The organism is Streptomyces sp. NPDC002057 (assembly GCF_040296665.1).
Taxonomy (GTDB): domain Bacteria; phylum Actinomycetota; class Actinomycetes; order Streptomycetales; family Streptomycetaceae; genus Streptomyces.
Genome location: NZ_JBEOXR010000009.1, coordinates 138,830 through 151,134, shown reverse-complemented (window position 1 = coordinate 151,134; position 12,305 = coordinate 138,830). Strand labels below are relative to the sequence as shown.

5 protein-coding genes and 2 pseudogenes are annotated in these 12,305 nt (G+C 69.9%); 4 read left to right on the top strand and 3 right to left on the bottom strand.

Translation table 11 applies throughout. The features are described 5' to 3' along the window. Positions 1-55 precede the first annotated feature (55 nt). The 3 genes from ABT129_RS10640 (at position 56) to ABT129_RS10630 (ending at position 10,365) form a co-directional block, all read left to right on the top strand. The gene (locus tag ABT129_RS10640; RefSeq protein WP_351899228.1) at positions 56-1,456 is read left to right on the top strand and encodes a protein kinase domain-containing protein; all 1,401 of its coding nucleotides are present in this window, start codon (positions 56-58) and stop codon (positions 1,454-1,456) included. A gap of 127 nt (positions 1,457-1,583) precedes the next feature. Further along, on the top strand, positions 1,584-4,772 hold the full coding sequence (locus ABT129_RS10635; RefSeq protein ID WP_351899226.1) for an SNF2-related protein: 3,189 nt from the start codon (positions 1,584-1,586) through the stop codon (positions 4,770-4,772). A gap of 82 nt (positions 4,773-4,854) precedes the next feature. After that, the gene (locus tag ABT129_RS10630) at positions 4,855-10,365 is read left to right on the top strand and encodes an Eco57I restriction-modification methylase domain-containing protein (RefSeq protein WP_351899223.1); all 5,511 of its coding nucleotides are present in this window, start codon (positions 4,855-4,857) and stop codon (positions 10,363-10,365) included. Between the two features lie 78 nt (positions 10,366-10,443). Here ABT129_RS10630 and ABT129_RS10625 read toward each other — a convergent pair whose 3' ends face one another. The 3 genes and pseudogenes from ABT129_RS10625 to ABT129_RS10615 form a co-directional block, all read right to left on the bottom strand. After that, the gene (locus ABT129_RS10625; protein ID WP_351899221.1) at positions 10,444-10,632 is read right to left on the bottom strand and encodes a DUF397 domain-containing protein; all 189 of its coding nucleotides are present in this window, start codon (positions 10,630-10,632) and stop codon (positions 10,444-10,446) included. Then, positions 10,629-11,510 (bottom strand): annotated as a pseudogene (locus tag ABT129_RS10620) (helix-turn-helix domain-containing protein). The gene ABT129_RS10625 and the pseudogene ABT129_RS10620 overlap by 4 nt, the downstream one beginning before the upstream one ends. Positions 11,511-11,629: 119 nt before the next feature. Then, positions 11,630-11,755 carry a hypothetical protein gene (locus ABT129_RS10615; RefSeq protein ID WP_351899357.1) on the bottom strand — a complete coding sequence of 42 codons (126 nt, stop codon included), beginning with the start codon at positions 11,753-11,755 and terminating at the stop codon, positions 11,630-11,632. Between ABT129_RS10615 and ABT129_RS10610 the strand changes: the two are divergent. After that, a pseudogene (locus tag ABT129_RS10610) lies at positions 11,739-12,156 on the top strand (ATP-binding protein). The gene ABT129_RS10615 and the pseudogene ABT129_RS10610 sit on opposite strands and share 17 nt — an antisense overlap. The last annotated feature ends 149 nt before the right edge of the window (positions 12,157-12,305 follow it).

The following is a 12,305-nucleotide window of genomic DNA, read 5'->3' as shown; positions in this document are numbered from 1 at the left end:
GCCGGGGCTGGGGCCGCGACGATCGCGTGGGGGTACGAGAGCGCCGATGAAACCCTTGGACATCGATGCTGAGCAGCGTGTGGTGGGGCCCTTCGAGCTGCTCGCACGGCTCGGGGAGGGCGGCATGGGCGTCGCCTACCTGGCACGGGCACTCCCCCTGGAGGGCCTCGGCGACGAGCTGGCCGCGATATACCGCATGACCGAGTCCGACGGGAGCGTGGACTCGGCCGAGGACCGGCTCGTGGTCGTCAAGATGATCCAGCCCGGGCTGCTGAACGGCCAGCCGCAGGCGCTGGATCGCTTCGACCGCGAGATCGACGCCGTACGCGCCGTCGTCAGCGACAGGGTTCCGGCACTGATCGCGGCGGCTCCGCCCCAGTCTCTCCAGCCGTGGTTCGCCATGGACTACATCGCCGGGCCCAACCTGCACACCCTGGTGACGAGGGCCGGTCCCCTCGCCGTCGGCCCCTGCGCCGCGCTCGGACTCGCTCTGGTGGACGCCCTGCGTGCGATCCACGGGGTGAAACTGCTCCACCGGGACCTCAAGCCGGAGAACGTGGTCCTGGGCCCGGATGGTCCGGTGGTCCTGGACTTCGGGCTAGCGGTCCTCGCCGAACGCCGGACCAGCCAGGCCCTCACCAAACCGGGCGAGGCTTGGGGGTCATGGCCATACGCCTCGTACGAGCAGCTTCACGATTTCCAGAGCGTCAAGGAGCCTGCGGATGTGTACGCACTCGGCGCCGTGCTGTTCTTCGCGCTGACGGGGCGGCCGCCCTACCTTGCCCAACCGATGCTCACGCCGCCCGACTGGAACGGCGTCGATGCCGCCTTCCTCCCTCTGCTCGGCCAGATCCTCGTTCCGGGCGCGGGACATCGGCCCGACCTCGACAGCGTGGACATGGGGCTGCGGGCCGTCCTTGTTCAGCTCGGGCTCACTCCGGAGCACGCCGCGAAGCAGCTCGGCACCCTCGTCGAGGCCGCGGGACTCACCCCGGAGCTACCTCCCGAGGCACTTGCCGATCACGCCGATCCGATGGTCCAGGACCTCGCCCAGAAGGCGGTCGACGCCGGCGCGGCCCCGGACGCTCCGTGGGCGGGAGACGGGCTGGTGGATCTGCCCGACGTCGACCCGGGGTTCTACGGGCTCGTCGACACCGACGAGATCGAGTGGGCAGCCGAGGCCGACGCCGCGGACCAAGAGGAACAGGCTGTCGTGCCCGAGGGCTACACACCCACGCTCATCGATCCCGCACCGGCCCCCGGTGAGCCGCCCGCAGGCGTTGCGCCGCCGCATGGGCAGACCCCTGGGACGGCACCGCTTCCCACCGGTCATCCCCTTCCGTCCCCGCGCCCGGCGGGGGAACACCCGCCGTCCACTTCGCGGGCCCTGCCCCGCGCGGCCTCGGCGGTCGCAGCAGAGCTGCGCGAGGCGTACGCGCGCCGCGGAACCCTGTAGATCCGCCCGTACCTCACGAGGGTCGGGCGTCCGCGCCGGCCTGACCGGTATGACGGACCTGCTCCCGGGCCCCGGCGGGGCGCCTACCCTTGCAGAGACCCCGATCCGAGAGGCAGGACCACCCCTGATGCCCGACGCAGTGCCCGGCACCCCCGAGGCCCGCACCGACGCCCAGGTCACGCCGGCACCCGAGGGGCCTCCTCCCGCGGGCACGGTCATCGAGGTGCGGGACGAGGAGTGGATGGTCCGCAGCAGCCGTCAGGTGCGGATGGGGGAGTACCTGATCGAGGCGGTCGGCGCCTCGGATCTGGTCCGTGGGCACGAGGCCCGGTTCCTCGCGCCCACGATGGACCGCCCCCGGGTGCTGCGCCCGGAGGACACGAAGCTCGTCGCCGACGGGTCGCCGCACTTCCGGCGCAGCCGCCTCTTCCTGGAAGCGGTGCTGCGCAAGACCCCGCTGCCCCAGACGGAGCGCCGCCTGTCCCTGAGCGACGGCTTCCTCCTGGACCGCATGGACTACCAGCTGCGGCCCGCCGCGAAGGCGCTCGCCAATCCGCTGCGGCCGCGGCTGCTGATCGGTGACGTGGTGGGTCTGGGCAAGACCCTGGAGATCGGGGTCCTGCTTGGCGAGCTGATCCGGCGTGGCCGCGGCGAGCGCATTCTCGTCGTCACTCCCGCGCCGGTCCTGGAGCAGTTCCAGCACGAGATGTGGACGCGCTTCTCCCTGCCGCTGGTACGTCTGGACAGCGCGGGCATCGCCCGGATCGAGCGGAGGATCCCGGCGGGGCGCAATCCGTTCACCTACTACAAGCGCGTGATCATCTCGATGGACACACTGAAGAACCCCCGTCGCTACCGTCCCTGGCTGGAGCACATCCACTGGGACGCGGTCGTCATCGACGAGTCCCACAACCTCATCAACCAGGGCAGCGACCGCCGTGCCCTCGCCGATCTGCTTGCCGAGCGCACCGACGCCCTGATCCTGGCCAGCGCCACCCCGCACAACGGCGACATGCCGGCCTTCACCGGACTGATCCGTCTCCTCGATCCCATGGCGGTCAAGGACCCGCGCGACCCGAAGGCCGCGGAGCTGGAGCACCTGATGGTGCGCCGTACCAAGGTCAGCGACGAGGTCGCCGGCCAGCTGAAGGACTGGGCGCCGCGCGGAGACTCCCGGCCGGTCCGCCGCCAGGCGAGCAGACTGGAGGAGAAGGTCTTCCAGGAGCTCGCCGACCACTGGCTGAAGCGGCCGACCGGCGGTGCGACGCCGGCGGGCGGCCTGGGCAAGGCAGGGGCCTCCGGGGGCACCGAGGACCACCTCTTCCCCTACGTCCTCCTGAAGTCGTTCCTCTCCTCCCACCGGGCCCTGTTCGCCACGGCTCGCGAACGCCTCACCAAGACCGGGCACGCACTCCCCGACAAGCACCGGATCATCGACGAGTCGCCGTCCGGCGTCGAGGCGCGGACGCCCGAGGGAGCCTCGCTGTTGCGCCTCTTGGAGTTCGCGCGTGCGATCGAGCGGACGACCGCCGACGGCCGCGAGCCGGGTGCCGCCTCCAAGCTGGCGGCCCTCGTCGACGAGCTGCTCGACATCGGCGTCAAGGCGGGCAGCCCCACCCGTGCGGTCGTCTTCTCCGAGCGCCGCGAGACCCTCGACTGGCTCGGCAAGGTCCTCCCGCCGCTGCTCGGGTGGACGGACCTGGACGATGCCAGGGCAGCGGTCAAGGTCCTGCACAGCACTGGCGTCTCGGACCGCGTACAGATGGAGTACGTGGACGAGTTCGCCCGCGCCGGCGGAGACGTGCGCCTGCTGCTCTCCGGCGACGGCGCGTCCGAGGGTGTCAACCTGCACCGCCAGTGCCACCACCTGATCCACTGGGACCTGCCGTGGAGCCTGATCAGGGTCGAGCAACGCAACGGCCGCATCGACCGGTACGGGCAGGCCGAGCGGCCCGAGTTCCGCGCGATGATCCTCGAATCGGCCGTCGAGGGGGCCCTCGACGACACGGACATCGCCGAGAAGGTCCTCGCCCGCGAGGAGAAGGTGCACGCGATCCTCGGTGCGGTGGAGGCGGCGACCAAGGAGAACGACGGCACGCTGGAGGAGCGGCGCGTCATGGAGGCGCTGTTCAAGGGGGCGGCACCGCAGCAGGCCGTGGCCGACCTGGAGGCCGTACCCCTGTCCGAGGACGCGGAGACGGCCCCGGCGGACCTGCCGCTCGCCCAGCGGCTGAACGCGGAGTTCGGCGCGAGCGGAGACCCGTACGGCGACTTCGGATTCGGCGACTCCGGTTTCGGCTTCGACTTCGACACGGACTTCACCGAAGAGGTCGGCTTCGACTTCGACACCGACGCCTCCGACGATCTGTCCGGCCAGGAGCCGGCGGCCGAGGAAGCGACCCCGGACGGCGGCAGCGCGAGTGCCAAGGGCGCTGCCACCCCCCTTCGCTTCGTCGAAGAGCTCCGCCTCTTCACCGACCGTCGCGACTACGTCCTGACCGGCCTGGAGGAACTGGCCGACCTGGAGTCGTTCCGTCTGGACACCACCGTGGACGGCACCGACCTCAGCTTCGACACCCCCGAGGACCTCGGCGACCGGCTCGACGTCCTGCCCCCGGGATATCTGCGTGACCACGGCATCACCCGCCGGATGAAGCTCACCTTCAGCCGGGAGGACGCTGCCGACTCGCTGAAGCGGGCCCGCGAGGACGCCGACTCGCCCTCCCTGTGGCCGGACGCCCACTACGTCGGCGAGCTCCACCCTGTCCTGGAATGGATCACCGACAAGGTCCTCGTCCAGCTCGGCCGCCAGCAGGCGCCGGTGCTCCAGGTGGACCGCACCCGCGTGCCGGAACCGGTGTTCCTCACCCAGGGAGTCTGGTCGAACCAGGACGGCCGCCCGACCGTGGTGGCGTACCTCGCCGTCGACCGGCTCGGCCGGACGGGCGAGGGCCCTCGGGTACGGGAGTTGACCCGTGAGCTCCTCGCCGAGCTCGGGCTGCGCCCGGACATGCCCGACCACTTCGCCCAGGGCGACCCGGCCGCGCTCCAGCAGCACGTGGCAGAGGCCGTCGCCGCGACCCGCAGCGCGATGGCGGACCGGCGGGGCAGGGCGGAGGAGCTCGTCGACCAGCCGCTGCGCGAGTACGAGGAACGCGTCGGCCTCTGGCGGGCAGAGCCGCTCCCGGGCTTCAGCGGCGGCCGAGGGGCGCGCGAGCGGGCCGCCGAGAACCTGGAGAAGGCCTCGACCCGCCTCCGTACCGCCGGCGAGGACCCGATGGTACGCATCCTGGCCGTCCTGGAGCCGAGCGCGTGACCGCCTCCGCCGCGCCCCGCGCGACCCACGACCTCGGTCCCACCCGTCCCACCCGTCACGTCATCCGGCAGGAGCGCCACGCGTGAAGTTCGACGCGCTGATCAACGAGGGCGAGTACTTTCCGCCCTTCTACTTGGACACGATCCTGCCCAAGCAGCTGAAGACCGGCCGCCTGAAGGAGTGGGCGGCCGAGGAGCGGCACGGCCGCCCCACGCCCCGGCAGGGTCTCCGCGATCTCACGGGCCGCTACTTCGACGTACGGCTCACGGTGGGCGGCGAGGCGGAGAAGTTCAACGTCCTGCCCGATGCGGAGGCCCAGGCGGCCCAGCAGCGGGCCGCCGAGGAACTGAAGGCGCACAGCGGTACGGACGAGCCGCCCGCCTTCCAGCCCGAGCCCGGACCCCGCGGGTACGGAGACGGCCCCGAGGGTGACTGGCGTGGAGCCCTGGCCACCTGGCACACGCACGTCCTCAAGGCCCTCGGCTTCGCCTCGGCCCCCGGGCACCTCACCGTCCATGGAGCCGCCGGGCCGATCGCCGTGCCCGTCGCCCACCACGAGCCCGGCATCGCCGTCCTGACCGGTGGCTTCGCCGACGACATCGCCGCCACCCGCGGCGACGGCCCGGCGAACGTGCTGTCCGCCCCCGTCCGTGTCGCCTCCGGCCGAACCCTGACCACGGTCACGGACCTCGCGGCCTGGCTGCTCGCGGCCGACGACGCCCCCCGGTACGCGCTGCTCCTCTTCGGCGGGGTCATGGTCCTCGCCGACCGCGAAAACTACGCGCGCGGCCGGTACCTCGCCGTCAGCCTGGAAGTGGCACTGCCCCGCAAGGGGACGAAGGGCGCGACGGCCGGCGAGATCGACGTGATCGCCGCCCTCTTCGGCGCCCAGGCGTTCCGCCCCGCCGAGGACGGCGGAGACGACGACATCTCCCGCCTGGTCGCGGAGTCCCGCGACCACTCCGTGGGCGTGACCGATGCCCTGCGCGAAGGCCTGAAGGAATCCGTCCATCTGATCGCCAACGAGGTCCTGGAACTCGCCGGCAAGAAGGACGTCACCCCCGGCGACCTCCCCGCGTGGCTCCCCGACACCCTCGCCGAGCCCGGTTCGCTCCAGCGCGTCCTCACCAAGGAATCGCTGCGCTACCTGTACCGCATCCTCTTCCTGCTGTACGCCGAGGCCCGCCCCGAACTCGACATCCTCCCGATGAAGAGCGAGGAGTACGCCTCCGGCTACAGCGTGGCCCGCCTCCGCGAGCTCGTCGTCCAGGAGAAGCTGTCCAGCGCCTCCCGCGGCCGCCACCACTTCCACGACTCCCTGGCCCTGCTCTTCGAGAAGGTCTTCACGGGCCACCCGGTCGCCGACACGGTCACCTCGCGCGACCCCCTGCCGGCCTACGGCCCCGACTCCGGGGCCGATGCCGACGTCGCGGACCTGACCGAGGACGACGGCTACGAGGGCATCCGCATCGAGGCCCTCCGCTCCCGCCTCTTCGACCCGACGTCGATAAGGCTCGTCGACCAGGTGATCGTCCACCCCGACGACCTCGACCCCGACGGCACGGCCCGGGACGGAGCCCGCCGCCTCGACCTGCGGCTCCGCAACAAGGTCCTGCACCAGGTGCTGCGCCACCTGACCGTCGCCGAGGGCACCGGGCGCACCGGCCGGGGCGGCTTCATCTCGTACGCCAACCTCAGCATCAACCACCTCGGCGCCGTGTACGAGGGCCTGATGTCGTACACCGGCTTCATCGCCGAAAAGCCGCTGTACGAGGTCGCCAAGGGCGGCAACCCCAGCGGTGGTTCCTGGCTGATCCGCCCGGACCAGGTGGCCTCCAAGCGCTACCCGGACGGCCCCGAGGACAGTGTCTTCGTCAAGACGGACGTCAACCCGGAGACCAACGAGCGGGTGGCTATCCCGCACAAGGTCGGCTCGTACGTCTACCGCCTCGCAGGCCGGGACCGCCAGACCAGCGCCTCCTACTACACCCCCGAGTCCCTCACCCAGGCCACGGTCGAGCAGACCCTGCGCTTCCGCCTCGACGAGAAGGGCGCGGTCGACCCGAAGGAGCCGGAGAAGGCGTGGGTCAACGCCGCCGACGTCCTCCGGTGGCGGGTCTGCGAACCGGCCCTCGGCTCCGGCGCGTTCCTCAACGAGGCCGTCAACCAGCTCGCGGAGCTGTACCTGCGGCTCGCGCAGCGGGAGCGGGGCGTGGAGATCGACCCCGAGGATTACCAGGCCGAACTGCAGAAGGCCAAGGCGTACATCGCCCTGCACAACGCGTACGGCGTCGACCTCAACGAAACCGCCGTCGAACTGGCCGAGATCTCGCTGTGGCTGAACACCATGTACCGGGGAATGAAGGCGCCTTGGTACGGGCTCCACCTGCACCGGGGCAACTCGCTCATCGGCGCGGTGCGCAAGGTCTACCCGGGCAACAGCCTGAGGGACGGCGGCTGGCTGACGTCGAAGGCCCCGCAGAAGCCGAGGCACGTGCCGCTGGGCGAGAAGTTGAAGGCCCGGGAGGTGCACCAGTTCCTGCTGCCTGCCATGGGGTGGGGCTCCATCGGCGAGAAAGTGTCTGTACGGACGCTGAGCAAGGGCACGCCTGAGGAGACCGTCAAGGCTGTTGTCGACGGCGATGTGGTCGATTGGCTGGAGCCGGAGCTCGTCGAGGCGATGCGGAAGTGGCGCTCGGCGATGCGGCGCAACCCGAAGGGCGACCCGAAGAAGCGGGAGCCGGGCGCGCCGAAGAAGCGGACGGTCCTGGCGGCAGCCCCGGAGCAGGGAGCGCTGGACCTGGACCTGGGGCTCTGGGAGCAGCCGGTGCTTGCGGCGCCTGTCCAGACCGTGAGCGCGCGCGACACGGACGAGGACGGGGAGCCCGGCGAGAAGACCCAGACGGGCCGGCTCATCCGGCTCGCGCGACGCGTCGAGTTCCTGTGGGACCTGGTCGTCATGCGGCTGACGCTGTCCGAACAGGAGATCTCCCGGCACGTGGACGTCTGGGGCGCGCCGGCTCCGGCGGGTGACGGTCGTACGCCGACGGACCGCGACGCGGTCCTGAAGGCTCTGCACCGGACGGGCACGCCGTACTGGCGGCTCAAGCAGGTGATGGATGCCTGGTGCGCGCTCTGGTTCTGGCCGCTGGAGGAGGTCGGGCTGCTGGACGGCTCGGACGACTTCCACTACCGGTCGGGTGACGAGGACCTGCGGAGTCTTCCCAAGGACAGTCGCCGTCGCAGGGTTGCTCTCTCGGACCTCAACGACTGGCTGGAGTTCGCCGAGGCGGTCGTGGGGCGCGTGGACGCGCACACGGAGGAGGGACGGCAGGCCTCGCTCCTGTCCTTCGACGGTGTCCGGAACCTGGAGGAGCTGGACGCGAAGGAGCTGGAGCTCGATCAGATGATGATCGAGGCGACGGGGTGGTCCACGCCGCTGGATCTCGGCGACACGTTCCCTTGGTACGAGACGGCTGAGCGGATCGCGCGGGAGCGGGGGTTCTTCCACTGGGAGCTGGACTTCGCGCACGTGTTCGCGGAGGGCGGGTTCGACCTGATGGTGGGGAATCCGCCGTGGGTCAAGCAGGAGTGGAAGGAGAGCGGGGTCCTCGCGGAGTTCGAGCCGTGGTTCGAGCTGGCTGAGAAGCCGAGCAATGCGGCGTGGGACGAACGCAAGGCCGAGGTGATGGAGTGGCCCGGCGTCCGGTCGGCCTTCATGGGGGAGCTGGCGGACCACGCGGCGATGTCCGGGTTTCTGGGGTCGGTGGACACGTATCCGGAGCTGGCGGGGACACAGCCGGATCTGTATCGGGCGTTCATGCTGCTGGTGTGGCGGGCGGTGGGGGAGCGAGGGACAGCGGGGCTGATCCATCCGTCGACGCATCTGACGGGGGCGAAGGAGGGGACGCTACGCGCAGCTTCGTATCGACACCTCCGCTTTCACGCGGACTTCACCAACGAGCTGCTGATCTTCGCCAATCCTGTGGGGAACAGCAGTCACTTCAGTGTCAACGTGTACGGCAAGGATCAGGAAATCTACTTCCAGCACATGAGCTGGCTCTTGCACCCCAGCGTGCTTGTCAAGTCCGTACGCCACGGTGGCGAGGGCCCTGTGCCAGGCGTTAAGGACAGGGGTAAGTGGGACCTGAGGCCGCACCAGGAGCGGATCGTCACGGTGGAGAGGAAGCGTCTCGCTGAATGGCGTGCGCTGGCGGGCGAAAGAGATCTTCCACCGGTCGAGCAGGCCAAGGTTTTGTACCCGGTGACGCGGTCAGAAGAAGCGGCAATTTCGGCCCTTGCGAAGTGGCCGCGTCGACTAGCTGCGTTCGGTCCGCGCATCAGCCCTGGGTTTCACGAGAAGAACGACCGTACGGCGGGGTACTTCGCCTGGACTCCAGGTCCTGTGGACAGCTGGCAGGGCGTCATTCTCCAGGGGCCGCTGATCCATATCGCCACGCCGTTTCACAAGCAGCCGCCAGAAGGCGGCTCGAAGAGCATGCGTGACTACGACGCCTGGGGCCACTCGGACTTGGTGGTGGATGCGGTACCACGTACGAACTATCGACGGTCCGCCGCATGCTCGGTCACGGACTACTTCGAGGCTCTTGCCCGACGTACCTGGACCGATCAAGAACTGCTTAACGAGCTCCGGAACGACGAGCAGGTGCTCGATGTCCTGCAAAGCCTCACCGCCGATGAAGCGGAGCGGGAGGCGACACTCAGGAGTTGGGCCGCGCGCCCGTACTCGCGGTTCTTCCGCGTGGCATGGCGTCGCCAGATCGCGTCCAACACGGAGCGGAGCCTCTTCGCTGCTTTGATTCCGCCAGGCGCGGCTCATGTGCACATGATGCATAGCGCCGCACTGGATACAACCCGGAATACTGCACTGACGGCCGGTTTCTGGGCGTCGCTGCCGCTGGACTACTTCTTGCGGGCCACTGGCCGAGGTGACCTCCAGGTGGGTGAGGCCCAGGTCATGCCCGCGCACACACCAGGCCACCCCCTGGAGCAGGCCCTCCTTCTCCGCACTCTCCGACTCAACGCACAGACCAACGCATACGCCCCCCTGTGGGAAGAGCTTTACGACCCGGCCTGGCAGCAGGAAACCTGGGCCGCCTCCGCCAACTGGCCCAAGAGCACACCCCCGCTCACCGACGGCGTCGCCCCCACCTGGACCCGCGACACCCCCCTCCGCGTGGAGTTCGCGCGCCGCGCCGCCCTCGTGGAGATCGACGCCCTTGTCGCCGTCTGGCTCGGCATCAGCGCCGACGAGCTGGTCGCCATGTACGACGCCAGGTTCCCCGTGCTCCAGCAGTACGAGGAGAACATGTGGTTCGACGCGAACGGGCGGCGAATCGCCAAGGCACATCAGCAGCACGGGTACGGCCAGCCCAAGGAGGCGTGGAAGCAGCTGAGCAAGCCCGAGGCGTTCCCGAACGAGTACGAGGTTCCCGACGGCTACACCGGGCCCCTCTATCGGGCCAGTCGCAAGGACGAGATGAAGGCCGCGCACGCTGAGTTCACCCGGCGGATGCGGGAGGCCGGCTGGGAGCCCGGTGACACGGAGGCCCCTGAGAAGTCCGGGGCCTGACCCCGTACCCGTACAGGCGAGAGCCCTGCCGTCCGACACGGACTGGCAGGGCTCTCGCGCGCGCAACCGTCGGATGTGCTACTCCGTCGAGGCGAGCCCCACGAACTCCGTCCAGGCCTCACGCGACACCTGGAGGACCGACCCCGTAGCGACCTTGAAGTCGCGGACGTGCACGGTTCCCGCGCCCGCCGCGACCTCAACGCACTGGCCGCCTTCTCCGCCGCTGTAGCTGCTCTTGAACCAGGCGAGGGAATCCGTGCTGCTCACAGCTCTCCCAACAACTTCTCGATGAACACCAGCGACTCTCGCGGGGTGTGAGCCTGTGACCGGATGATCCCATAGCGGGCTGCCGCCAGGACGGCCTGCTTGGGGTCAGTCTCCAAGGCGCTGGCACCTTGCGCTTCGGAGTAAACGAATCTCTTGCCGTCCTCACGGGTGATGACGGTGAACGGCCCATCCACCCCGGAGTTGTCAACGGTGTTCAGCGGCATGACCTGAAGTTCGACGTTCCGTCTTTGTCCCACAAGAAGCAGCTGCTCCACCTGGCCGCGCAAGACTTCCCGGCCGCCGAACTCTCTGCGTAGTACTCACTCGCACACGACGAAGCCCAGCAGTGGCTCGGGTCGACGGTCGAAGATGTCCTGACGGGACAGACGAGCGGTCACACGCTGCTCTATGGTCTCCGCGTCGAACAGCGGGCGTCGATTGGTGAACAAGGCCCGCATGTACTGCTCTGTCTGAAGTAGGCCGTTGCACACCAGGGTGTCGTAAGCCAACAGCTCCATCGCCTGCTTCTCCAGCTGTGCCATCCCCTGGAAGAACACCGGGTACTGCGCCCGTTCCACCTGGTCCTTCCACACCGTCAGCAGCCCACCCGCGTCCACCACCTCGTCCGCCCGGTCGATCGCCCTCGGTGACGGAATCCGCCGGCCCTGCTCGAACGACGCGATGCTCGATGCCGAGTACCCCAGCCGCTTCCCCAGCTCCTCCCGTTCCATCCCCGCGCGTACCCGCAGCGTCTTCATGCTCTGCCCGAACGCCGCGACCACGCCCTGACCGGACTTGTCCGCCGCCCGCCCGCCGCTCTCGGCGTCCTCCCCGTCGCGGCCTGCCTCGGCCTCGGACTCCGCCCGCTCCGTCGTCATCGCACCCTGCCTCCCCGGACGAACGCCCACCCGTGAGCGCCCGTCACACCGTGCCCTTCGTACCGACGCCGACACCGCGCGTACAAGCACTCCGCGCCAGTGCGTCACCACTGGTCACGCTACGTCACCACGAGGACCGTGGTGGCCATGGAGAGCAACCTCGACAGCCCCGGTGGCACCACCCAACCCAGCATTCCCTCGCCGTACTTGGGCGCCCGCGTCTTCGCGATGCGGTTCACCTCCACGCCCAGAGGCGCCCGGCTCGCCCGCCGCCTGGTCGCCCTCCGCCTGGACGAGTGGGGAGTCCCGAACGTGACCGGGCCGCACGAGGCGATCGTGGTGGTCGCGGCCGAGCTGACGGCGAACGCCGTGCGACACGGACACGTCCCCGGGCGGGACTTCCACCTCCGCCTCCGTGTCACGGCGGAGCCCCGGCCGACCGCGCGGGTCGAGGGGGAGCGACACCCGGGCCGAGCGGGTGCCGCCACGGCCCGGCACCCTCCCCATACCCGGGCTCGCGGACGGCGGCCGGGGGCTGCTCTTCGTCGCGGGGCTCGCCGCGCGCTGGAACTGGCACACGCGGCCCCGCGGGCCGGGTAGGACGGTCTGGGCGGAGTACGAGCTCCCCGGGTCGCCGCCCTGGTAAGTGATGCGGTCGGATCCGGCGAACGGGACGGGTCTGTCGGTCTCCCCTCGTAGAGTGGAACGTGATCGATCCTGGTCACCGCCAGTGAGGCGCTGGGGGCCGGCCGGATCGTGCACCACCTACGAGACGACTACGGGAGACGGGGGCCA

Bases quoted from the DNA above. Each gene is read 5' to 3' on its own strand.
- ABT129_RS10635 (WP_351899226.1), top strand. From the start codon at position 1,584: ATGCCCGACGCAGTGCCCGGCACCCCCGAGGCCCGCACCGACGCCCAG.